Origin of the sequence: Paracoccus benzoatiresistens, assembly GCF_026913015.1 — a bacterium.
Lineage (GTDB): Bacteria > Pseudomonadota > Alphaproteobacteria > Rhodobacterales > Rhodobacteraceae > Paracoccus > Paracoccus benzoatiresistens.
Genome location: NZ_JAPTYD010000019.1, coordinates 38,594 through 60,749 on the forward strand (window position 1 = coordinate 38,594; position 22,156 = coordinate 60,749).

Genomic DNA, 22,156 nt, shown 5'->3' on the forward strand with positions numbered 1-22,156 from the left:
GCCTTGCCGACAGGCGGATAACGCATCCATGACCAACACCATCGCCATTGTCCTTGCGGTCCTGATCCTCGGCCTTTTCGTCGCGGATCAGCTGTGGCTGCAGTGGCAGTTGCCGTTGATGGCGGCCCGCATGGTGGATGGTTTCATCGAATATCTCAGCTTCTGGCGCTAACACGCCGCAGGCAGGCTGCGCGGCATTTGCATCAGTCGGAACAGCACGATACACGGACGCAACATCATCTGGTCGAGGGAGAGAACCATGGCTGTCAAAGTTGCGATCAACGGTTTCGGGCGGATCGGCCGGAACGTCCTGCGCGCCATCATCGAATCGGGCCGCACCGATATCGAGGTCGTCGCGATCAACGACCTGGGCCCCGTCGAAACCAACGCGCATCTGCTTCGCTATGACAGCGTGCATGGCCGCTTCCCGGCCCAGGTCACCGTCAGCGGCGATTCCATCGACGTCGGCCGCGGCCCGATCAAGGTGACCGCGATCCGCAACCCGGCCGAACTGCCCTGGGGCGACATCGACGTGATCATGGAATGCACCGGCATCTTCACGTCCAAGGACAAGGTCCAGCCGCACCTGTCCACCGGCGCCAAGCGCGTGCTGATCTCGGCGCCCGGCGACAATGCCGACAAGACGATCGTCTTCGGCGTGAACGACGACACGCTGACTGCCGAGGATCTGGTCGTCTCGAACGCCAGCTGCACCACCAACTGCCTGTCGCCCGTCGCCAAGGTGCTGAACGACGCCATCGGCATCAACCGCGGCTTCATGACCACGATCCACAGCTATACCGGCGACCAGCCGACGCTGGACACGATGCACAAGGACCTGTACCGCGCCCGCGCCGCCGCCCTGTCGATGATCCCGACCTCGACCGGCGCCGCCAAGGCCGTGGGCCTGGTGCTGCCGGAACTGAAGGGCAAGCTGGACGGCGTGGCCATCCGCGTGCCGACGCCCAATGTCTCGGTCGTGGATCTGGTGTTCGAGGCCGGGCGTGACACCTCGGTCGAGGAAATCAACGCCGCGATCAAGGCGGCGGCCGACGGCCCGCTGAAAGGCGTCCTCGGCTATACCGAGGAAAAGCTGGTCTCGTCGGACTTCAACCACGACCCGCATTCCTCGGTCTTCCACATGGATCAGACCAAGGTGATGGAGGGTCGGCTGTGCCGCATCCTGACCTGGTACGACAACGAATGGGGTTTCTCGAACCGCATGTCGGACACGGCTGTCGCCATGGGCAAGCTGATCTGATCACGCGACCTGATCGCGGGCGGCGGGGGAAAACCCCGCCGTTCGCCTTTATCCGACCCGTCCCAGACGACGCGAATTGGCACGGGTCCGCTTGCCATAGGGGCGCAGGGCGGCGGTCATGACACGCTCGGCACTGTGGCCCTTGGCTGCCGCCTGCGCCATGGCGAACAGCGACTCGGTTGCGGCGGCCTGCTTTTCGGCCACCATGACGAAGGGCTCTCCAGGCGCCTGCGCCATGATGCCCATCATCCCCGCCGTGCGAAGGCCGATCACCATCTGCGCTTCGATCGCCATCCGGGCGAATTGCGTCCACAAACGGACAGGGTTTCTGGGCATCATGGGGTGCATGGCATCATCCTTGGATCACTGTGACAATCTGGTGTGATCCGAACGTCGGAACAAGGACGAGTGTTGCACGGCTGCCTGCCATTTTAGGCATGGCGCGCTTGGCAACGCCCTTCCGCCGTGTATAGAGGCGGGCCATGACCGACAGCATCACCCTTCGCCGCCCCGACGATTGGCACCTGCACCTGCGCGATGGCGCGATGCTGGCCGCCGTCGCACCCCATTCCGCGGGCTTTGGCCGCGCGATCATCATGCCGAACCTGGTGCCGCCGGTGGTGACGGGTGCCCAGGCTGCGGCCTATCGCGACCGCATCCTGGCCGCGCTGCCCGATGGCGCCGCGCTGCAGCCGCAGATGACGCTGTACCTGACCGATACGACGGATCCCGCCGATGTGGTGGCGGCCTTCCAGGGCGGCATCGTCCGCGCCGTGAAGCTTTATCCCGCCGGTGCCACGACCAACTCGGCCAGCGGCGTGACCGATTTCGACCGCGTGCAGCCCGTGCTGGAGGCGATGGCCGAGGCAGGCGTGACGCTGTGCGTTCATGGCGAGGTGACAGACCCGGCCGTGGACATCTTCGATCGCGAGGCCGTCTTCATCGACCGCGTGCTGGACCCGCTGCGCCGCCGCACCCCCGGGTTGCGCGTGGTGATGGAGCATATCACCACCAGCGACGGCGTGGCCTATGCCCGGTCGGGTGGCGACGACCTGGCGGCGACGATCACCACGCATCACCTGGTCATCAACCGAAACGCGATCCTGGCTGGCGGCATCCGGCCGCATTACTACTGCCTGCCGGTCGCCAAGCGCGAATCGCACCGCCTGGCGCTGCGCGAGGCCGCGACCAGTGGCGAGGCGCGCTTCTTCCTGGGCACCGACAGCGCTCCCCATGTCGACAGCGCCAAGCTGCAGCCCTGCGGCTGCGCGGGCTGCTTCACGGCGCCGAACACCATGGCGATCCTTGCGCAGGTCTTCGAAGACGAGGGCGCGCTGGACAGGCTGGAAGGTTTCACCAGCCTGCACGGGGCGGCCTTCTATCGCCTGCCTCCGAACGACGACCGGATCACGTTGATCAAACGCGACATCCCCGCCGCCTACCCCACGCAGATCGAAGCTGGCGATGAAACCGTGACCCTCTTCGATCCCGGCTTTCCCCTTTACTGGCATCTGGAGGACTGATGAGCCTGACCTTTCCCGCGCGCGAGGAGATCGCCCGCCTGTCCGCCCGGATGCTGCTGGAAATCAAGGCCGTCGATTTCAATGCCGAGACGCCCTTCACCTATGCATCGGGGCTGAAGGGGCCGACCTATGTGGACTGCCGCCGGATCATCAGCTTTCCCCGCGTCCGCCAGACCCTGATGGATTTCATGGCCGCGACCGTCATGCGCGATGCGGGCTTCGAGGCCTTCGACAACGTCGCGGGCGGTGAAACAGCGGGCATCCCTTTTGCCGCCATGGTCGCCGAACGCTTGGGCCTTCCGATGACCTATGTGCGCAAGAAACCCAAGGGCTATGGCCGAAACGCCCGCATCGAAGGCGTGATGTCCGAGGGTCAGCGCGTGCTGCTGGTCGAGGATCTGACCACCGATGGCGGCAGCAAGCTGTCCTTCGTGGATGCGATTCGCGACACGGGTGCCACCTGCGGCCATACGGCGGTGATCTTCTATTACGGCATCTTCCCGGAAACGACGCAGCGGCTGGCCGATCATGGTGTGATGCTGCATCACCTCTGCACCTGGTGGGACGTGCTGGCCGAGGCGAGGGCGCAAGCCAGCTTTGACGAGCGAACGCTGGCCGAAGTCGAGACCTTCCTGACCGATCCCCGGGCATGGCAGGCCGCGAACGCCTGACTTATCCACAGGCGATCCACAGATCGACCCCCTGAAATCGCACTGCGCGGCGTTTCCTGCGTGGCGCATCGGGTGTAGAACAGAAATAAGAACAAAAGGGGCAGCCCATGGCCAACTTGCGCGCCATCATTCCAGGCCAGACCATCAGCGCCGAAGAGACGGCCTCGATCCCCTTTTCGCTGGAAGCCGAACAGCAGCTTCTGGGCGCGCTGCTGACCAACAACGACGTGTTTGACCGCGTCAGCCAGATCATCAAGCCCGATCACTTCTATCACCCGGTCCATTCGCGCATTTTCGAGATCTGCGCGGAGCGGATCCGCAAGAACGCGCTGGCCAGCCCGGTCACCATCAAGGCCTTTCTGGAACATGACGAAGGGCTGAAGGAGCTGGGCGGACCGGCCTATCTGGCACGGATCGCCGGGGCTGCGATCAGTGCCTATGCCGCGCGCGACTATGCCCAGATGATTCGCGAATTCGCCCTGCGGCGAGAGCTGATCCAGTTGGGCCAGGACATCTCGGCCCGCGCCGCCACCGTCGAGGTGGGCGACGAGGCCGAAGAGCAGATCAAGGCCGCCGAGCAGACGCTCTACAAGCTGGGCGAGGCAGGCACGGCCGAGCGTGGCTTCCAGTCCTTCCTCAAGGCCGTGACCGGCGCGGTTCAGGCTGCGAACGCCGCCTATCAGCGCGACGGCAAGCTGTCGGGGATCTCGACCGGGCTGATCGACCTGGACGCCAAGATGGGTGGCCTGAACAATTCCGACCTGGTCATCCTGGCGGGCCGTCCCTCGATGGGGAAAACCTCGCTGGCAACCAACATCGCCTTCAACATCGCCAAGGCCTACAAGACGGGCGAACGGCCGGACGGCACCATCGGTACCGTCGAAGGTGGCGTGGTCGGCTTCTTCAGCCTGGAAATGTCGGCCGAACAGCTTGCCGCCCGGATCCTGTCCGAGGCCGCCGAGGTTCCCAGCGAACGCATCCGCAGCGGCAACATGGATGAGGCCGAGTTCCGCCGCTTCGTCGAAGCTGCGCACGCGCTGCAGAACTGCCCTCTTTACATCGACGACACGCCTGCCCTGCCGATCAACCAGCTTGCCGCCCGGGCCCGCAAGCTGAAGCGGACGCATGGGCTGGACGTGCTGATGGTGGACTATCTTCAGCTTCTGAAGGCCGCATCCGCCAAGGACAGCCGCGTGAACGAGGTGTCCGAGATCACGCAGGGCCTGAAGGCCATCGCAAAGGAACTGAACATCCCCGTCATCGCGCTGTCGCAGTTGTCGCGCCAGGTGGAAAACCGCGACGACAAGCGCCCGCAACTGTCCGACCTGCGCGAATCCGGCTCGATCGAGCAGGACGCCGATATCGTGATGTTCGTCTTCCGCGAGGAATACTACAAGGAACGCGAAAAGCCGTCCGACAGCGACCTGGATGCCATGGCCAAGTGGCAGCAGGTGATGGAGCAATGCCACGGCAAGGCCGAGGTGATCCTGGGCAAGCAGCGCCATGGTCCCATCGGCACGGTCGAGCTGTCCTTCGAAGGCCAGTTCACCCGATTTGGCAACCTGGCGAAGGACCGTCAGTCGCAGTGGGACTAGGATTGCCGGTTCCCGTCGTCAGCATTGGTCTGCTGATCGCCTCGAACATCTTCATGACCGTGGCTTGGTATGGCCATCTGAAGTTCAAGACCGCGCCGCTGGTCACGGTGATCGCCGTCAGCTGGTCCATCGCCTTGTTCGAGTACATGCTGCAGGTGCCCGCGAACCGGATCGGGCACGGCCATTTCAGCGCGGCACAGCTGAAGACCATCCAGGAGGTCATCAGCCTGACGGTCTTTGCGCTGTTTTCGTGGCTTTACCTGGGCGAGAAGATCGGCTGGCAGCACGGCGTGGGCTTCGGCCTGATCTGCCTTGGCGCCTGGTTCATTTTCCAAGATTTCGGCTAGGCCCAACCCCCTGTCAGACGTGACCAGGCGAGTGCCAGGCAGCGCCTTTTCCTGACGCACTGGAGTGTGCGAGAGATGAAAATGTCACGGGCTGGTGCCACCATCAGGCTGCCGTCCAGTTGGCGGGCTCCGCCGCACCCCGAAGGGCGTGCCCCACGCGCGGCCACAAGACGGCGCCAAGCCCTGCCTTTTCAGTCGATGATGTGGTAGCCGCCGTCCACGTAGAGCGTCTGGCCGGTGATCAGCCGCGCGGCGTCGTGGGCGAGAAAGGCGGTGGCGGCACCAACGTCGTCGATGCTGACCAGTTCGCGCGTCGGCGCCTTGCTTGCCGCCTTTCCAAGAAGCTCGTCGAACTCGGGGATGCCGGACGCGGCGCGGGTGGCGAGGGGACCGGGGGAAATCGCGTGGACGCGGATGCCCTTGGGGCCAAGCTCGGCCGCCATGTAACGGACCGCGCTCTCGAGCGCGGCCTTGGCGACGCCCATGATGTTGTAGTTCTCGACCACCATCTGCGAGCCGTAGTAGGTCATGGTGAAGAGCGCGCCGCCGTTCTTCATCAGCGGCTCGGCGAGGTGGCCCATGCGAATGAAGGACCAGCAGGAGACCTCCATTGTCTTGAGGAAACCGTCAAGCGGCGCATCGGTGACGCGGCCCTGCAGCGTGTCGCGCGGCGAAAAGGCGATGGAATGGACGAGATAGTCGAGTTCGCCCCAGGTCTCGCCGATGCGATCGAATACAGCCTCGAGCTGACCGGGGACGCCGACATCCATCGGCATGAAGATCGGCGCCTCGACCTCTTGCGCCAGCGGCTCGACAAAGCGCTTGGCCTTGTCGTTGAGGTAGGTGACGGCGACTTCAGCGCCAAGGGCGTGAAAAGCGCGCGCGCAGCCCCAGGCGATGGAACTGTCGTTGGCGATGCCGACGATCAGGCCCTTCTTGCCCTCGAGCAGCTTGGCCTTGACGGTGGGAAGGGTCATTCGGGGCTCCTGGTTCAGGCGTGCGCGAGGCCGCGGACAAGCGCAAGCGTGTGGCGCGCGATCATCAGCTCCTCGTCGGTGGGGATGACATAAAGCGCGACGCGGCTTGTGTCGGTCGATATCCGGGTGGCGCCGGCCTCGTTGGCCGCCGGGTCGAGTTCGGCGCCCAGCCAAGCCAGCCGCTGGGCGATGCAGGCGCGGATCGGTGCCGAATTCTCGCCGACACCGGCCGTGAAGACAAAGGCGTCCAGCCCCTCGAGTGCGGCGGCGAGCATGCCCGCATTGAGCGCGCAGCGGTGGACGAAAAGATCGATGGCGAAGGCTGCGTTCGGGTCATCGCTTGCCAGCAGCACGCGCATGTCGCTGGAAAGCCCAGACACCGCCTTGAGCCCCGAGCCGCGATAAAGCAGATCCGAAACGGCATCGGGGCTCATCCCCTTGTGCGCGATCAGGTAGAGCACCACGCCGGGATCAAGCTGTCCCGGCCGCGTGCCCATCGGCAGGCCGTCCAGCGCGGTGAAGCCCATCGTGCTTTCGACGCTTTGCCCTTGCTTCAGCGCACACATCGACGCGCCGCTGCCCAGATGCGCGACGATGACCCGCCCGGCCGCATGCTCCGGGGCGACCTCCCGCAGCCGCTCGGTTATGTATTCGTATGACAGACCGTGGAAGCCGTAGCGCCGCACCCCCTCATCGTAGAATGTGCGGGGAATGGCATAGCAGTCCGCCACAGCCGGATGACTGCGGTGAAAGGCGGTGTCGAAGCAGGCGACCTGCGGCACGTCGGGCTGGATCTCCATCGCCCGCCGGATCGGCGCGAGGTTGTTCGGCTGGTGCAGCGGCGCAAGGTCCTGGTAGGTCGCAAGCCGCGCCAGCACCGTTTCGTCGATGAGCACCGGTTCCGCGTAGTCCGGCCCGCCGTGGACGACACGGTGGCCGACGGCGCGAAGCTCGAGCCCCTCCAGCGTCCTCAGCCAGGCGCCGGTCTCGGCGATGGCCGCCGGCAGGTCCGGAATCTCTGACGCGGCATAGGACCTGTCGACGATCTCGGCCCCGTCGGCGGCAAAGGCGCGCAAATGCGGCTTCAGGCCGATGCCGTCCATCTGGCCGCGCACCTGGCGATCCAGCGTCTCGCCCCCGATCGTGAAGATCTGGAACTTGAGGCTCGACGAGCCCGCGTTGATGACCAGGATCGCGCCGTTCATGCCGCGACCACCTTGGCGGTCTTCCGTCGCGCCGCCGCCTCGATCGCGGCCACCGCGCAAGAGGCCATCCGCGTGCGGACCGAGTCCGCGCGGGACGTCAGCACGATCGGCACCCGCGCGCCCAGCACGATCCCCGCGGCGTCGGCATGGGCAAGGAAGGTCAGGTTCTTTGCCAGCATGTTGCCGGCTTCAAGATCGGGCACGACCAACACCTGCGCGCGGCCAGCCACCGGGCCGCCGATGCCCTTGATGCGTGCCGCCTCGGGGTCGATGGCATTGTCGAAGGCAAGCGGTCCTTCAAGCAGGCCGCCGGTGATCTGTCCGCGCTCGGCCATCTTGCAAAGCGCCGCCGCCTCGATCGTCGAGGGGATCTTGGTGGTGACGGTCTCGACCGCCGACAGGATCGCCACGCGCGGGCTTTCGATGCCCAGGGCCAGCAGCAGGTCGATGGCGTTCTGCACGATGTCGCGCTTGGTATCGAGGTCGGGAAAGATGTTGATCGCGGCGTCGGTGATGAACAGCGTGTCCTCGTGGCCCGGCACGTCCATCACGAAGACATGGCTGATCCGCCGCGCCGTGCGCAGGCCGGTCGCGGAAGAAGTCACCTCGCGCATCAGCTCGTCGGTATGCAGGCTGCCCTTCATCAGGACCTCGCCCTTGCCTTCGCGGATCATCGCCACCGCCTTCTCGGCGGCGGCGTGGCTGTGTGGCACGTCCACGATCTGGCAGCCTGCGAGGTCGATCCCGTGTTCCGCCGCGACGTTCCGGATTTTCGCCTGCGGTCCCACGAAGATCGGGGCGATCAGGCCGGCGCGCGCGGCTTCAATTGGTCCGCGCAACGAAGGCTCGTCGCAGGGATGGACGACGATGGTAACGGCGTCCGGCGTGTTTGCCGCCATGGCGATCAGGGCGTCGTATTTCGACGGCTTGGCAGCCTCGGGGTGGATTTCGGGCACCACGGTCATCTCCTTGTCACCATCGCCGGCCTGGCCGACACCCTGTTTCTGGCGCGAACCGGGTCGCATGTCCTTGACGCCGATCAAGCGCCCAACTCCATCTCGGGCACATCGCCCGCGACATGGAGCGGTGCCTCGGTGGCGGCCCGGATTTCATCAACCGATATGCCGGGGCCCCGCTCTCGCAGGACAAGGCCCGCTTCCGTGGGTTCGATCACCGCCAGTTCGGTGACGATAAGACTCACGCGTCGCTCCGCCGTCAGGGGGAGGGTGCATTCCGGCACGATCTTGCATTCGCCCTTCGCCGTATGCAGCATTGCCACAACCACCCTGCGCGCTCCGACCACGAGATCCATCGCGCCACCCATGCCGGGCACCATCCTGCCCGGCACCGTCCAGTTGGCAAGGTAGCCGCGCGCATCGACCTGCAGCCCGCCCAGCACGGTCATGTCGAGATGTCCGCCGCGGATCAGCCCGAAGCTCATCGCGCTGTCGATCGACGCCGCGCCGGGCACAGCGGTGACGAAGCCGCCCCCGGCGTCGGTGAGGTTCGGCTCCGCCATTCCCTCGGGCGGCCGGGCGCCAAGGCCGATCACGCCGTTCTCGGCCTGGAAGTACACGCCGCTGTCGCCGGGCACATAGTTGGCGACCAGGCTCGGCAGGCCGATGCCCAGGTTGACCAGCATGCCGGGGCGGATTTCGCGCGCGACGCGGCGGGCGATGATTTCCTTGGCGTCCATCGCTACGCCCTCCCCAGCAGGTGGTCGACGAGAACCCCCGGCGTCTTGACCGCATCCGGCGGGATCATCCCCACCGGCACGATGTGCTCGGCCTCGGCGATCACCGTTGTCGCCGCCAGCGCCATGATCGGGTTGAAGTTGTGCGCCGTCAGCACATAGGCAAGGTTCCCCGCGTAGTCGGCATGGTGGCTGGCGAGCAGTGCGAAATCTCCGCGGATCGGTCGCTCCAGAAGGTAGCGCCTGCCGTCCACCTCGACGACCTGCTTGCCCTCCTCCACCGGGGTTCCAAGACCCGTCGCCGTCAGCACCCCGCCAAGCCCATAGCCGCCGGCCCGGATCCGCTCGACCAGCGTGCCCTGCGGCACCAGTTCGATCTCCATCTCGCCCGCCATCATCTTCTTCTGCGCGACCGGGTTGAGACCGATGTGCGAGACAATCGCCCGCCGCACCTGGCCCGAGACCACCAGCGTTCCGACTGCCCTGTCCGGCGTGCAGAGATCGTTGCAGACGATCGTCAGTCCGCCCGTGCCGCGGTTGCGAATGGCCTCGATCAGCCGCAGCGGCGAGCCGACGCCCATGAAGCCGCCGACAAGAAGCGTGCTGCCCTCGCCGATCATCTCTGCCGCCACCTCGGGCCTGATCGCCGTCTTCATCCCTCCCGACCTTCAGTCGCCGGCACGCGTCTGGCCCGCGCCCGATCGCTGTGCCGCACGGCCGGCGCTGCGCCGCTGCGTGACCGAGGGCTCGGTGATCCCGAAGAGATCGGCCACATGCCGCAGGCGGACGGCGACCTCGCCTTCCGGCTCGTCGGCGGCGGACAGGATGTCGCGAAGAAGGTCAAAGGCGGCGCGGCGCTCGCCTTCATCCGCGGGCAGGATCTCGGGGATGGCCCCAAGGGCCGCGTCCTCGTCGATCAGCAGCATCAGGAACTGCTCACGCAGCATCGCCTTGAACTCCGGCAGCTTCAGTGTCGCCTCGGCCGGCCGCGAACTGCGCAGGCGCCGGATCGCTTCGAAACCGCGCTCGTCCGCACCGCCCCGCGGCGAGCCCGCATAGAAAAGCGCGCGCGCCAGGGCCTCGCGGATACCGCCCCTGCCCATGCCGCTCCTGAGTTCCGCGATCCGACGCTCCACAAGCGCGCGGTGCAGCATGCTCTTGGCCGCTCTGCGCGGCGGCTGGTCCGAAGCCGTGTCGATGCCAAGGGCCGATTGCAATGCGCGCTGCCCGTAGATGGCGTGGAACGTCTCCTCCGCCATCCGCTCGGCCGCTTGGCGGAAGCCGTCGAGCCCCTCGACGATCTGCCGCGAGAACTGCTCCTGCAGCGCCACGAACGGATTGCTTTCGGTCGCGGGCTGGCGGTTCTCGCGCACCGTTTCCGCGGCGGCGGCGATCCAGGCCGCGAAGGGATTGGCGGGGCTCATCATCTCGTACTGGAGGCGCAGCGGGTGCAGCCGGCGCATGGCTTCGGCCATCAGCGGCGAGACCATCGCCCGCACGACCGGCTGCGCGAAGGTGCGATAGAGCGCGAGGTTGATCTCCGACGCTCGCGCAGCCGCCGCGAACATGCGCTCGTCCTCTAGGCTGTTGCCGCCCATGGCGCGGATGTCGTCAAGCGTGCGCGCCTCGCAGCGCATGACCCACTGGCCGGTGACAAGCTCGGGGTTGTCCACCGCCTCGCCCTTCGGTTCCAGGATCGCCTCGTAGAGACCCGGCGGCAGTACGTCGATCAGGTCGATGTTCGACGCGAACTCGTCGTGCTCCTTGCGCGCCACGCCGCTCGACACGAAGATGCCCAGGTGCCCGATCTTGTCGTGCACGGTATAGACGATGGTCTGCCCATAGGCGCGGATCTCGTCGACGTTGTCGTAGAGATCGAGGATCCAGCCGAGCGCCTGCTGCGGCGGCGTGACATTGTCGCCCTTGGAGCAGAACACCAGGATCGGCGAGCGGATGTTGCGCAGGTCGATCGCGGTGCCGTCGGATGCGCGGATCCCCCCCGCCGCCAGGTTGTTGCCCACGAAAAGCTCGTCAACGATGAACTCCATTTCCTCGGCATTGAGCATGACGTGCCCGCCCCACCACTTCTCGAAGCCGAGATAGCGCGCCGCCTCGGTGTCGATCTTGGACCAGAGGTTGTACTGCTTGGCCCAGAGCGTGTTCGCCGGGTTCTGGTTCTCGAAGTTCTGCACCAGCCACGCGCCGTCGAACTTGCCGCGGCCCAGATCGCCGGTCAGGGCCGTCAGCCAGCTGCCGCCCAGCAGGCCGCCGGTGTAGCGCATCGGGTACTGCCCCCGGACCCCTGCCCAATAGGAAAGCGGCGTGCCCGCGACGATGATCGGCCCGAACAGCTCGGGGCGAAGCGCCGCAACCATCATGATCGACCAGCCCGCCTGGCAGTTGCCGATGACGCAGGGTTTTCCCTCGGCCTCGGGATGGCGCGCGATCACCGTTTCCAGGAACTTCGCCTCGGCCTGCACGATGTCCTCGATCGTCTGGCCGGGCACCGGTTCGGGCGCAAAGCCGACGAAATAGCATGGGTGGCCCGCCTTCATCGCCACGCCGATCTCGCTGTCGGCCTTGAAGCCGCCGATGCCGGGGCCGTGACCGGCGCGGGGATCGACGACGACGAATGGCCTCTTGCGGGGATCAGGCGCCGCGGCCCCCGTGGGCACGATACGGACGAGGCCATAATTGACCGGGCGCGCAAGCATCCGCCCGTCGAGGATTGGCTCGGCCTCGTAGTCCAAGACGTGCGGCACGGTCTGGGCCGCGTGCTCTCGGTACTGCTCGGCGCGCCGGAGCATCACGTCCTGGAACAGGATCGATCGCTGCCAGGCGTCGATCGCGTATTCGGCGGCCGCGTTGGGAAAGGCCATGATCGACTTGAGGCCGGCGGAAGGTTGTTTTTCGGACATGCGTGGCCCCGTCGCTGAAATCGGGGCAGGCGCGCGGAATCCGTGCGAAGCGGCCCCTTGATACTGAGTCTGGACCCTATCCTTCGTGTCAGCCGCGGTCCCAGTCTACCTATGTTAGTTACTGTTAACCCCGTTACTCGCCCGCGGCGGAAGGTAAGCTGTGCAGCAGGCTTTCCGGGAGCGACCTTCCCGGCGGCAACCCGACCCAGGAGAAACCCATCAATGGCGACGAAACAGGAAACGGATCCGAACGCGCCCGTCCCGACGGCAGAGGAGCTGCGCATGACTCTTCTCCAGAAGGAGATGGAGGAGATGGAGCAGCGCGAGAAGGCACGCGAGGTCGAGCAGCGGACCCGGGCGGCGGCGGCCGAAGACTTCCTCAAGGGCCACGTGACCGACAAGGAGCGCGAGCTGATCCGCCGCCTGGTGATGAACGCAGTGGCGAAAGGTCAGCTGGAGGCGATGATCTACAGCTTTCCGTCGGACCTTTGCACGGACCGCGGTCGCGCGATCAACAACAGCGATCCGCAGTGGCCGGACACCCTGCAGGGCAAGGCCCGGGAGCTGTACGAGGGATTCAAGGAGAACCTGCAGCCCAAGGGCTACAAGCTGAAGGCCATGATCATCAACTTCCCCGGCGGCATGCCCGGCGATGTCGGTCTTTATCTCAACTGGGAACCGAAGCGCGTGTGACAACTGACGCCGTTAATCGCCCGGTCCGGCGCGCGGGTGATCCAAGATGGCTCTCGGGTCCTGACGATCGCCGCATGGGGATACAGCCGGGTCAGGATCACCGCCGCGAGAAGTTCATCGGAATGGACGCCCGAAGGCGGTCGGCATGAAGGCGACGGTGTACTCACCCTTTGCCCCGAACTGGACTAAATTACCCCAGCCGGCAGCAACTATGCCCCGAACAACACCCTTGTTATTCCGGGCGTAGTTAGTGCCGAGATTCAAATTTCTACCAACGAAAACAATGGCTCATTCTGATCTGGGGGCAAAGGTTTTTCCAGTTCGGGACATAGTTCTTCACGCGCTTCGAACCATGCGAAAGAAAAAGGGCCCGTATATACGGGCCCTGCGACAAGGTCATTGAGTTGAACAAGAGGATTGCTAAGGCCCGTCGCTAACGTGCCTCCCTGAATTTCGTGCAGCCGCCAGACCCGAGACGCTGACTCGAACAGCGTGAAGGCGGGCATCCCCTGGTAGGCGAAAGGCCCCATCTTTCCTTGCAAGCACGGCCTGCGTCAGATCCTCGGCGCGGCCGCCGTGACGTTGGCAAGCTTCTCCGATGGATAGAACCTTCTCATGCTGCGTATCATCGAGCGGTGGGAGCTCCCCGATCTGAGAGAGCAGATCATCCAGAACGCGCCGTGCGAAAATGACCCGCCGCACGGCACCCGGCGCGTCGGCCGGGATGACGGGCGGCAAGACCCCGGCCCGATACAAGGCCAGAGTCTGGCTCTGTGTGCCTCCGATGTATTCGGGCACCAGGGCAAGCGGGATTGCGGTCTCGTAATCCTTGATAAGCTGTTCCACCTCCTCAACGGGAAATACAAGGCGTCCGCTTTCACCGTCCGTAGCGCCCTCGGGCACAAGCCCCAGCTTCTGCAGCAGGCGGGACATGCGCCGGCGGTTGACCTTCAGCGTCGTCGCAAGGCTGATCACCGAATGCAGGCGCCGCTGCGCCACCGGCTCGCCCAGCAGCCTCTCGCCTGGCGCGTAAGCATCGTGGTTCAGGATGTGCTCGCGCAGGATGTCGCGAACAGGTCCCGCGGCGATCAACTGCGACCGACGATCGAGCCAGTCGTAGAGGGATCCATACATCGCCAATGGTCCGGCATGAACGGCTGTGGCTGACGCGCTTCTCCGTATCTCGTCGAGCGCCCCGTAGACCGCGTCGGCGCCTTCCTCATATATGCCGAAACCAGTTTCCGATGCGGAACTCCTTTCCTGCCGTGACAGGCGCCCGGGACGGGCGCCCTGCCCGTGCTCCAGGACGATCCCGAGCATCTCGGATGCGTTCAGCACCTGCTCGATGCTCTGTTCATCCAGCCAGCCATGACGAGCCGAAGACGACAGGCGCGCCTGCAGCCAAGCAACATGTCGACCGCCCTCAGCGTAAGACGTCGACGTCTCAGCCACATCAAGGCCCCCGACACACGCGACGGCATCGCGAATATCGGCCGCGTCCCCAGGCGTAACCTCCACGAGGCTGGAGCGGTGCCGCAGGCAGATCGGGATTGGCAGAAAGCACCAGATGAGCCGGTGGCGCCATTCGGCGGGCGGCCCATCCTCGCGCAAACAATGCGGGCAGAACTGCCGCACGTGGGTTGACAGGACATTCCTCGAGAAATCCTCCTCCCGGAAGGAATTATAACGAGAGTATGTGCGGACCGTGCCAGCCTGGAGGCCACTGATATCTTCACCCACCGCAGCAGCAAATTTGGCTACCTCGTCATGGTGCCCTGCTGCGAAGCGCGCCGGCCTCACCCCGCAATCTTCGAGCAGGCGCGACGTGCCTTGTCCGGTATGGAAGAAGGAAAGGCGAGCGGCATAGGACTGGACAGTCTCAGCCGCATCGTAAGGAATATAGGGCGTCAACAACTTCGTCACCAACCTCCCTCTTCGAGAAGCTTGCGCAGGTCCGACCAGGGCATGGGATCGAAGGGGCTCGGCCCGCTGTCTTCTCCGCCGTTCAGAATCCAGGTCCGGCGCGCATCCTCGATACTTACGCCTTCCTTTCGATTAACCAGCGCACGACGAATGGTCATCTTGGCGAAGATGATCGAGCGGCCTAGGCCACCAGTCTGTGAAAATACGACACGCTCAGCGAAGGAAGGATCGTCTGGAAGCGAAAGATCAAGCTTCTGGCAGCATTTTTCGATGAAGCGCCTCAGCAGCTGCATGTCCCCACCTCCCGCGGCGAGGGACTGGAGGCGCTGGCGCAGGCGATAACGACGAAACGTCTCGGGATCCGCTGCGATGCGGTCTTCGAGGTGGTGCACGCCGGACAGGATGACGGCGACAGCCCCCTCCCCCTGCAACAGGTTCTTCAGGGTCTGGAGGGCTCCGGCAACATCTCGCCCTGTCCCTCCCCGCAGCAGGTGATGTGCTTCGTCGATCCACAGCATCGCAATCTCGAACTTCTTGAGGCGATGGCGGACGACAGCCCATGTTTCATGTGTCTTTGCTCGTTCCGCCAGCCGACCATATCCCGTAGCAGCCGCGATATCTGAAGCGAGGCTCTTGATCGTGGCTTCCGGGGACACGGTGATGTGGAGATAGTTGCCGACGGTGCCAGCTTTCATTTCCACGAAGCCCGGCAGTGCGGACAGGTTGCGCTGAATCATGACGGACTTGCCGTCCCCGGATGCGCCAATGACCTGCATGCCTCTCGTCTCTCCGTTCAGAGGATCGCGGATGGGGGTTGGCAGCAGCGCGCCATCGGAGCCGACCTGGAGGATGTCGCGCAGGCACTCCTGAAACTCGTCGTCGCGGGCATTCTTGAGGTAGCGGGCATCCAACCACGCGATGCGGCCCGGCAGATCGTGCGGCGCGGGCGGGGCCGCGATCGGGGTTGAGGGCTGTGCATCGAACTTGATCATCGTCTTCATTCCATGATGTCGTCATCGTCGTCTAAGGACGTCGAGGTGGTGAGCGGAAAGGCGGTCGGGGTGGCTGACGGCATCAGCGACATGTCGGCGTCAGGTGCAGCGGCTTGATGGTCGATAATGCCGTCGAACAGGTCGATGTGCTCGGGCACGTCGAACTCGCGCTCGGCCGTCGACATGAAGCGCATGAAGTCGGCTTCATAGCGGTCGTAGGTCCCGTCCGTGACGACAGTCGGCAGCAATCCCCGGAGTGCCTTGCCTCGATGAGCCGCTGCATCCAGGTCCGCCAGCGCCCGCGCCTTTACGGCATCTGAGCGGTCACGTTCGCCTGTGAGCCTGTGGCGAACCATCATCAGGTCATCGAAGGACTTGCCGATCCACATCGGATCCGCCGCCGTGACATTCATCCAGCGGTCCGGCCCGACCTTGACAGAGATCGTGCCGATGTCATGGGGCCACCAGGCCACCTCCAAGGACTTCGGCCGGTTGGGCGGCGCATAGTAGATCTTCATCAGGTCATCGGACTGGTAGCGGATGTGCATCATGGTGATGCCGGATAGGCCGAGCTTGCGAGACCGGCGAATTCCGAAGACCTTGCGCAGTTCTTCGCGCGAGACAGCCTGGAGACGCGAACTAGCCTGGGACTGCGTCCAGGCCTCGGCAGGCGTGCGGCCAAGAAGACCGGCATGTTCCGTATTGTGGTAGATATCGACGATCCATCGCACCAGCCAGTGAAGGAATTCATCGATCGTCATCGACGCGCGACCCGCCGGGTCATTCTCTCCCCGGGCGACGACGTCGCTGAAAGTGCGCCCGGAGAATCGTTGCGCGAAGCCGAGATGGATTGTCTTGAAGAGCCGCTCGATGAACGGACGAAGCCAAGGCTTCCTGGCGGGTGCGCCGAGATTAACGATGCCGAGGTCTGCCAGAAGGTCATAGACCTCGTCGCCAACGTAGTTTGGACCGCGGTCGAGCACGATCGTCTCGGGACGGCCATGCATGTCCCATGGCTCGTGCGCGCCGACCGCATCTGCGATTGGCGTCTTGTCCATGAAAATCATCTCGACGGTCTCCCGCAGAAGAGACGTCGTTCCGCTTGCGGAGATCTGCATGCCGACGATGCAACGAGTATGGACATCGAGGGCCGCGGAGAGGACGACGCGACGGGTCGATCCATCCAGCCCGAGCATCGACCGTTCCTCAGGACGGAGCCAGTCCCAGACCCCGAGTCCCTTCAGGATGACCATGAGATCGAATGTGTATTCATCGATCTCCACCCGCTCGAGCGCACGGCTGGTTTTCACCCCGACCCCCAAGGCATGCATGTCGCGATACGCGACCTTCAGGCCCCGGGTTCGAATGGCATGGTCGAGCGGGGCAAGTGCATCGATGGCGCTATGGATGAAATCGTAACCCGGTCTGTTGAGGAACTGGCCAGGCGGGTTGCTCCGTGCAGCCTCCTCATTCCGGACATCAAAAACCGCTCTCACGCTGTCCACGATGGACGCGATCGAGCAACGCTCTTCGTCCAGTCGTTGACGTATCACCGATTGAACAAGCGCCTGTTCAGCCTCCGTATAGCGATTCCTGCGGTTTCCAGAACTGATATACCTGTCGAACAGGGCGTTCTGGCCACCGCGCCGGAAGGCACAATACCACTTGTAGATGTTGGCCGGGGATTTTGGCAGGGCAGAATGATCCCCCAGGTTCACCTTTGCGCCGCCCCGTCTACCTGACGCCCCGGCCGCCTTCTCTAGATACTCGTTGTAGTAGAATGTGCCGAGACCGATGAGAGCGCGGCCACGCGCGATGAAGCCGGCTCGGGTTTCGTCCATGTCGCCGTCGGAGATCATCTGCTGCGCTGCGGAAACATAGCAATAGCGCTGCCTCATGCGCGCAATTTCCGCCTTGGTGCGGTGGCTCCGGTCACGTTGACCCTCGGCTGCAGCCGCGGAGGGGCGACGGATAATGCTCAAGCGCCCATTCAGATCGTAGCGGCAGAAATCGCTATGGGACACGGTGCCGGAGATAGCAGGCAATACTTCGCCCGTGTCGGGATCGACGAACTCGTCCCAAACGACGAGGCAGGACGTAGTGCGAAGCTCCGCGACCTTGCCGCGGCGGTTGTTCAGCTCGAACACGGCGCCTTTTTCGACAGGAACCTGCGCCGAAACCGCAAGATGGCAGCTCATGCCGCTGCCTTGGCATCATTGGCGGCGATCAGAGCTCGACCATCGATGCGCTCCTTGCGGACGAGTCTCAGACCGCCGCGGTGGATAGTCCGCGCGATGCCGAACAAGGTCACCCCATCCTGACGGCCCTGCTCCATCAAATGTTCCACCGTAACAGGCGTCTGCAGTCGAGCAGCGCGGTGGCGGATCGCCATGTCCTCTTCCTCGACAGGCCGACGGGCGGCGTGAAACAGATTAGCGTTGAAAAGTTCGACCGGGTGAATGTGCCGTTCCGTGACCACGACTATCCTGTCCACAACAGCGGGCACGGCAACTCCCGCCACAGCCATGATCTCGGCGCGGAACGTCGAACGAGTAGCGATATAGAATGGCTTCACGACGATCCCGATCCGCATGCCTCCTTCGAAGGTTGCCCTGTAATCGAGATGATGATGGCCGATCTCACCGTCTGGCTTGCGGAAAGTGATCGGCGCGATCTGTTCTTCCAGGTCAACGAAGCCGGGGCGGTAAACGGTGCAGAGCGCCGCCTTGAACTCGAGCAGGCTTTCGAAGCGGACGCGCTGCGGCTTCTCCACGCCGAAGACAAATTCTCCGACGAAGTGACCCTGCGACGCCTTCGGAATGGCGCGGACGGCGCGGCTGTTCGCCGGCTCGGGCAGGTAAAACGTAGAAGCCGGAAGCTTCATGGATGGGATTTCCTTCGACAATATGACGGGAACCCTGCTCCGAAGACCGGTGCAGGCTGGGATAGGATGAAGTTGCTGGAAATGTCGACGGAACCACTTGCGCTCTTCTATCGAGAGCTTACCTTGAAGGTTGATCTACGGGTTCGCCCGTCAACTTTCCGCCCGGCCCTGTGCCGGGCTTCTTCTTTTCATGGGCTGATCTGTTCGGAAGGTCACCTCAGTGCCGTTGTAGATGGCTCTATTGATTCTGAGTCCCTCTGAAAAAAGAAAGCCACTTGACAAGGTTATCCACAACCAAGCGGGGGAACGTCCTGTTCTTCCAAGAGGCTGATCCACATCAGAAAATTTTTTCGCAAATCCCGACGTCATGGGTTTTTAGACCTGCTCATGCGCTGGCGGCGAGCAAACGTGGGAGGCTCAAAGAGCATTGGGATAGTGGGCAGGCAAGTCTGAGCCGGTGAGGCTGTGTTTTTCGCAGGAGGAAGAAGACAACTACCTCCTTCCCACATCCAATCATGTCAGTGACGGGTTCGAGAGGACAACGTGATCCAACAGCCTGTGGAGAGCCTCCTTCCGCTCCAGATTTACTTTTTTCTACACGAATCAGGCGGATCGTCGCTCCTCACCACTTAGATCGCATCATCGAATTGCGACCTGGCTGGGTCAGTGCCTCCCCAGCGGGCTGATCAAGCCGCACCTTGTGAACCAAACCGTAGGGGGTATCCTGAGTGGGATCCGCCCGGTCCCGAGAACCTGATGGTCATGTGCCAAACGGCCAACCGCCTGTTCGGGCGAGATGCCCATCGGTTCTCTGTGCTGGAGGCGGGACGGCATCAGGCTCCGTTTTGGTATAATAGGTGCCTTCCTGGGCAGCCATGTTCGCGTGAGGCTGGAGAATAGCTAGTTTCTAGGTAGAGGCGAGCTAGCGGTGTCCTGCGCTGAACAGGTCAGCAAGATCCGGCGCATTCTGATAGAGTTCTCGTTGGATATTGTAACCGTTCTGATGTGCGCACTCTGCTAGGCCTGAAAGGTGCGCCGGCCTGATTTTCTCGCCATACGCTCCGCTCGTCCTGTCCAGAAAGGCACTTCTCGCCCTGATCAAGCCAAGGCCGAAAGCTCTTCGGTAAGCGACAGCAAGACCTCGACCACGGTATCACGTGAGGGATCGCGCACGTCGCGAGGCCAAACGACATGAAGTGGCAACTTGGCGCGGGAATTATCGTTGCTGATCTCCAGCCCGCAGACATGCGCGCCACGCGGCACCAGTCCTGACCACCAGCGCGGCACGATGGCAGCCCCGATCCCTGCCGCCACCATGTTCAGCATGGTCTGCTTTTCATCGGCGTTCTGGATGATGTGCGGCTCAATGCCCTCCTGTTCGAACAAGGCCAGGACCAGGTCATGGCTGTGCGGACGCGACCGCCGGTCCGGCACGATCAGCGGCGTATCAGCCAGTTCCTGGACCCTGACGCTCTCCCGACCGGCTAGGGAGTGACCAGGCGGCAGAACCACGACCGGACTTTCGTGGAGCAGCAGATGCCCGCGCAGGCGGCGGTGGAAGGGCTTCAGGCCCGGCCTGACCAGGGCCAGGTCCAAATTGCCGGCCAGAAGCCGAGGGATCAGCTTGATGGAGCGTTCCTCGACCAGCTGGATGCGCAGGTCCGGATGAACGGCATGGACAGCCTGCAACAGCCGCGGAACAAGCACGCTGGCGGCCGTATCAATTGCGCCAAGCCGCAGCACCTGACCGCTCTTGCGGCCCAGCTTGCGCCAACGGGTCTCTGCAGCGTCCGCTTGGTCCAGTAGGGCACGGGCCTCTTTTAGAACCCGCAATCCTTCGGAGGTGATGATCACTGAACGCGTGGTGCGCTCGAAGATCTGCACACCCAAGCCGTCTTCAAGCTGTCTAACAGAACGCCCTAAAGCGGCGGGCATCATCTCCAATCGGGCAGCTGCACGGCCGAAATGCATCTCGTCGGCCACTGCAACGGCGCAACGCAACTGCTTCAAATCCATGATACCACCGGGTTATCTCCACGTGATGCCACCAGATTATATCATTTCAGTATACAGTTCTTGAACGATTGAGGGAAGACCGGCCGGTTTGGTATTTTCCAGGAGCGCTGAGGAGAGCGCTTTCCATATCCGGGAGGATCACATGAGCGATGCGCTCGAAAAGCGCGTCATGAGAAAAATCTCATGGCGTATTATTCCCTTCATCATGCTGCTCTACTTCATCGCGTTCCTTGATCGCGTGAATGTAGGCTTTGCCGCCATCCACATGAACGAGGACGTGGGCCTGTCGCCCTCGATCTTCGGCTTCGGGGCGGGCCTGTTCTTCATCGGCTACTTCCTGTTCGAAGTGCCCTCGAACCTGGCCTTGGAAAAGTTTGGTGCTCGACTGTGGATCGCACGGGTGATGATCACCTGGGGGCTGATCTCGGGGGCCATGGCTTTCGTCCAAGGGCCGACCAGCTTCTATATTCTGCGCTTTCTGCTGGGCGCCGCTGAGGCCGGGTTCTTCCCGGGGATCATCCTTTATCTCAGCTACTGGTTCCCGGCGAAGAGCCGCGCCCAGGTAACAGCACTCTTCATGGCTGCCGCGCCAATCTCAGTTGCGCTCGGTTCGCCAATCTCGGGCGCGCTGCTTGAGATGGACGGTCTTGCGGGCTGGCACGGCTGGCAGTGGATGTTTGTGCTGGAGGCAATCCCGGCCCTGATCCTGGGTGTCGTCGTCCTGTTCTACATGACCGACCGCCCGGAAAAGGCCAAATGGCTGGATGCCGAAGAGCGCGAATGGCTGTCCGGCACCATGAATGCCGAACGTGCGGCCAAGGACAAGGCCGGGGCCAGCCACTCGATCCTGAAGGGGATGACCGATCCCCGTGTGCTGGCGCTGTCGCTGGTCTACTTCGGGACGTCCGCTGGCCTCTACACGCTGGGGATCTGGGCACCGCAGATGCTGAATGCACTTGGCCTGACCTCGTTCCAGACCGGCCTTGTCAACGCCATCCCGCCGATCTTCGCCGTCATCGCCATGTATACTTGGTCGCGCCACTCCGACCGCACCGGCGAACGCACCTGGCATGTGACGCTCGCCTGCCTGGCTGCTGGCCTCGGGTTGTTCTTTGCAGGCTTTGCTGTGTCTCTGGTCGCGGTCGTGCTGGCTCTGGTGCTGGTGAATGCCGGCGTCAGTGCCGCCAAGCCGCCACTGTGGTCTATGCCCACCATGTTCCTGTCGGGATCGGCTGCCGCAACCGGCATTGCCACGATCAACTCGCTTGGGAACCTCGGTGGGTTTGTGGGTCCCTATGCCATCGGCCTGATCAAGGAAAGCACGGGAAGCTTCGAGTGGGGCCTCTACTTCGTCGCCAGCCTTCTCGTCCTGTCGGCCATCGTCACCCTGATCATTGCAGGCACGGCACGCAAAGACGTTCCTGCTCCTACCTCCACCGCCATTCAAAAAGGCTGAGC

At 63.7% G+C, this 22,156-nt stretch carries 20 protein-coding genes; 8 read left to right on the forward strand and 12 right to left on the reverse strand.

Annotation, left to right across the window (positions count from 1 at the left end; translation table 11 throughout):
• Positions 1–28: 28 nt before the first annotated feature.
• Both OU682_RS13335 and gap read left to right on the forward strand, forming a co-directional pair.
• Complete coding sequence (locus OU682_RS13335; RefSeq protein ID WP_268942638.1) at positions 29–172, forward strand: hypothetical protein; 144 nt, start codon at positions 29–31, stop codon at positions 170–172.
• An 87-nt stretch (positions 173–259) separates the two neighbouring features.
• Positions 260–1,261 carry a type I glyceraldehyde-3-phosphate dehydrogenase gene (gap, locus tag OU682_RS13340; RefSeq protein WP_268942639.1) on the forward strand — a complete coding sequence of 334 codons (1,002 nt, stop codon included), beginning with the start codon at positions 260–262 and terminating at the stop codon, positions 1,259–1,261.
• Positions 1,262–1,309: 48 nt separating this feature from the next.
• On the opposite strand, the gene OU682_RS13345 is transcribed toward gap, so the two are convergent.
• A complete protein-coding gene (locus OU682_RS13345) occupies positions 1,310–1,609 on the reverse strand; it encodes an antibiotic ABC transporter (RefSeq protein WP_268942640.1) in 300 nt (99 codons plus the stop codon).
• A 134-nt stretch (positions 1,610–1,743) separates the two neighbouring features.
• Between OU682_RS13345 and pyrC the strand changes: the two genes are divergently transcribed.
• From pyrC to OU682_RS13365, 4 genes are all read left to right on the forward strand, one after another.
• Positions 1,744–2,784, forward strand: a complete 1,041-nt coding sequence (pyrC, locus tag OU682_RS13350) for a dihydroorotase (RefSeq protein WP_268942641.1) — start codon at positions 1,744–1,746, stop codon at positions 2,782–2,784.
• Positions 2,784–3,455 carry an orotate phosphoribosyltransferase gene (locus OU682_RS13355; RefSeq protein ID WP_268942642.1) on the forward strand — a complete coding sequence of 224 codons (672 nt, stop codon included), beginning with the start codon at positions 2,784–2,786 and terminating at the stop codon, positions 3,453–3,455. The genes pyrC and OU682_RS13355 overlap by 1 nt, the downstream gene beginning before the upstream one ends.
• 107 nt (positions 3,456–3,562) lie before the next feature.
• The gene (locus OU682_RS13360) at positions 3,563–5,050 is read left to right on the forward strand and encodes a replicative DNA helicase (protein ID WP_268942643.1); all 1,488 of its coding nucleotides are present in this window, start codon (positions 3,563–3,565) and stop codon (positions 5,048–5,050) included.
• Between the two features lie 2 nt (positions 5,051–5,052).
• Complete coding sequence (locus OU682_RS13365; protein ID WP_268942644.1) at positions 5,053–5,397, forward strand: DMT family protein; 345 nt, start codon at positions 5,053–5,055, stop codon at positions 5,395–5,397.
• Between the two features lie 191 nt (positions 5,398–5,588).
• Here the strand turns inward: OU682_RS13365 and fabI are convergent, their stop codons facing one another.
• The 6 genes from fabI to OU682_RS13395 are packed head-to-tail and all read right to left on the reverse strand — an operon-like array spanning position 5,589 to position 12,190.
• Positions 5,589–6,374, reverse strand: a complete 786-nt coding sequence (gene fabI, locus OU682_RS13370) for an enoyl-ACP reductase FabI (protein WP_268942645.1) — start codon at positions 6,372–6,374, stop codon at positions 5,589–5,591.
• A 14-nt stretch (positions 6,375–6,388) separates the two neighbouring features.
• A complete protein-coding gene (locus OU682_RS13375; protein WP_268942646.1) occupies positions 6,389–7,579 on the reverse strand; it encodes an acetate/propionate family kinase in 1,191 nt (396 codons plus the stop codon).
• The gene (locus OU682_RS13380; protein ID WP_268942647.1) at positions 7,576–8,622 is read right to left on the reverse strand and encodes a phosphate acetyltransferase; all 1,047 of its coding nucleotides are present in this window, start codon (positions 8,620–8,622) and stop codon (positions 7,576–7,578) included. Before OU682_RS13380 ends, OU682_RS13375 begins: the two co-directional genes overlap by 4 nt.
• Positions 8,619–9,275: a 3-oxoacid CoA-transferase subunit B gene (locus OU682_RS13385; RefSeq protein ID WP_268942648.1), complete on the reverse strand. Its 657-nt coding sequence runs from the start codon at positions 9,273–9,275 to the stop codon at positions 8,619–8,621. The genes OU682_RS13380 and OU682_RS13385 overlap by 4 nt, the downstream gene beginning before the upstream one ends.
• A gap of 2 nt (positions 9,276–9,277) precedes the next feature.
• On the reverse strand, positions 9,278–9,928 hold the full coding sequence (locus OU682_RS13390; protein ID WP_268942649.1) for a CoA transferase subunit A: 651 nt from the start codon (positions 9,926–9,928) through the stop codon (positions 9,278–9,280).
• A gap of 12 nt (positions 9,929–9,940) precedes the next feature.
• Positions 9,941–12,190, reverse strand: coding sequence for a DUF3141 domain-containing protein (locus tag OU682_RS13395; protein ID WP_268942650.1), 2,250 nt, complete (start codon positions 12,188–12,190; stop codon positions 9,941–9,943).
• Between the two features lie 222 nt (positions 12,191–12,412).
• Between OU682_RS13395 and OU682_RS13400 the strand changes: the two genes are divergently transcribed.
• Positions 12,413–12,883 carry a hypothetical protein gene (locus tag OU682_RS13400; protein WP_268942651.1) on the forward strand — a complete coding sequence of 157 codons (471 nt, stop codon included), beginning with the start codon at positions 12,413–12,415 and terminating at the stop codon, positions 12,881–12,883.
• 420 nt (positions 12,884–13,303) lie between these two features.
• Here OU682_RS13400 and OU682_RS13410 read toward each other — a convergent pair whose 3' ends face one another.
• From OU682_RS13410 to OU682_RS13430, 5 genes are all read right to left on the reverse strand, one after another.
• Positions 13,304–14,806: a TniQ family protein gene (locus OU682_RS13410; protein WP_268942652.1), complete on the reverse strand. Its 1,503-nt coding sequence runs from the start codon at positions 14,804–14,806 to the stop codon at positions 13,304–13,306.
• Positions 14,803–15,798, reverse strand: a complete 996-nt coding sequence (locus OU682_RS13415) for a TniB family NTP-binding protein (protein WP_268942654.1) — start codon at positions 15,796–15,798, stop codon at positions 14,803–14,805. Before OU682_RS13415 ends, OU682_RS13410 begins: the two co-directional genes overlap by 4 nt.
• 5 nt (positions 15,799–15,803) lie before the next feature.
• The gene (locus tag OU682_RS13420) at positions 15,804–17,996 is read right to left on the reverse strand and encodes a TnsB C-terminal domain-containing protein (protein WP_268942655.1); all 2,193 of its coding nucleotides are present in this window, start codon (positions 17,994–17,996) and stop codon (positions 15,804–15,806) included.
• The gene (locus OU682_RS13425; RefSeq protein WP_268942656.1) at positions 17,993–18,682 is read right to left on the reverse strand and encodes a hypothetical protein; all 690 of its coding nucleotides are present in this window, start codon (positions 18,680–18,682) and stop codon (positions 17,993–17,995) included. Before OU682_RS13425 ends, OU682_RS13420 begins: the two co-directional genes overlap by 4 nt.
• A 1,098-nt stretch (positions 18,683–19,780) precedes the next feature.
• Complete coding sequence (locus OU682_RS13430) at positions 19,781–20,698, reverse strand: LysR family transcriptional regulator (RefSeq protein ID WP_268942657.1); 918 nt, start codon at positions 20,696–20,698, stop codon at positions 19,781–19,783.
• Positions 20,699–20,840: 142 nt separating this feature from the next.
• Between OU682_RS13430 and OU682_RS13435 the strand changes: the two genes are divergently transcribed.
• Complete coding sequence (locus OU682_RS13435) at positions 20,841–22,154, forward strand: MFS transporter (protein WP_268942658.1); 1,314 nt, start codon at positions 20,841–20,843, stop codon at positions 22,152–22,154.
• The last annotated feature ends 2 nt before the right edge of the window (positions 22,155–22,156 follow it).

Excerpts from the sequence above, each read along its gene's own strand:
- OU682_RS13335 (WP_268942638.1), top strand. The coding sequence starts at position 29 with ATGACCAACACCATCGCCATTGTCCTTGCGGTCCTGATCCTCGGCCTT.
- gap (WP_268942639.1), top strand. The coding sequence starts at position 260 with ATGGCTGTCAAAGTTGCGATCAACGGTTTCGGGCGGATCGGCCGGAAC.
- OU682_RS13345 (WP_268942640.1), bottom strand. The coding sequence starts at position 1,609 with ATGCACCCCATGATGCCCAGAAACCCTGTCCGTTTGTGGACGCAATTC.
- pyrC (WP_268942641.1), top strand. The coding sequence starts at position 1,744 with ATGACCGACAGCATCACCCTTCGCCGCCCCGACGATTGGCACCTGCAC.
- OU682_RS13355 (WP_268942642.1), top strand. The coding sequence starts at position 2,784 with ATGAGCCTGACCTTTCCCGCGCGCGAGGAGATCGCCCGCCTGTCCGCC.
- OU682_RS13360 (WP_268942643.1), top strand. The coding sequence starts at position 3,563 with ATGGCCAACTTGCGCGCCATCATTCCAGGCCAGACCATCAGCGCCGAA.
- fabI (WP_268942645.1), bottom strand. The coding sequence starts at position 6,374 with ATGACCCTTCCCACCGTCAAGGCCAAGCTGCTCGAGGGCAAGAAGGGC.
- OU682_RS13375 (WP_268942646.1), bottom strand. The coding sequence starts at position 7,579 with ATGAACGGCGCGATCCTGGTCATCAACGCGGGCTCGTCGAGCCTCAAG.
- OU682_RS13385 (WP_268942648.1), bottom strand. The coding sequence starts at position 9,275 with ATGGACGCCAAGGAAATCATCGCCCGCCGCGTCGCGCGCGAAATCCGC.
- OU682_RS13390 (WP_268942649.1), bottom strand. The coding sequence starts at position 9,928 with ATGAAGACGGCGATCAGGCCCGAGGTGGCGGCAGAGATGATCGGCGAG.
- OU682_RS13395 (WP_268942650.1), bottom strand. The coding sequence starts at position 12,190 with ATGTCCGAAAAACAACCTTCCGCCGGCCTCAAGTCGATCATGGCCTTT.
- OU682_RS13400 (WP_268942651.1), top strand. The coding sequence starts at position 12,413 with ATGGCGACGAAACAGGAAACGGATCCGAACGCGCCCGTCCCGACGGCA.
- OU682_RS13415 (WP_268942654.1), bottom strand. The coding sequence starts at position 15,798 with ATGATCAAGTTCGATGCACAGCCCTCAACCCCGATCGCGGCCCCGCCC.
- OU682_RS13420 (WP_268942655.1), bottom strand. The coding sequence starts at position 17,996 with ATGAGCTGCCATCTTGCGGTTTCGGCGCAGGTTCCTGTCGAAAAAGGC.
- OU682_RS13425 (WP_268942656.1), bottom strand. The coding sequence starts at position 18,682 with ATGAAGCTTCCGGCTTCTACGTTTTACCTGCCCGAGCCGGCGAACAGC.
- OU682_RS13430 (WP_268942657.1), bottom strand. The coding sequence starts at position 20,698 with ATGGATTTGAAGCAGTTGCGTTGCGCCGTTGCAGTGGCCGACGAGATG.
- OU682_RS13435 (WP_268942658.1), top strand. The coding sequence starts at position 20,841 with ATGAGCGATGCGCTCGAAAAGCGCGTCATGAGAAAAATCTCATGGCGT.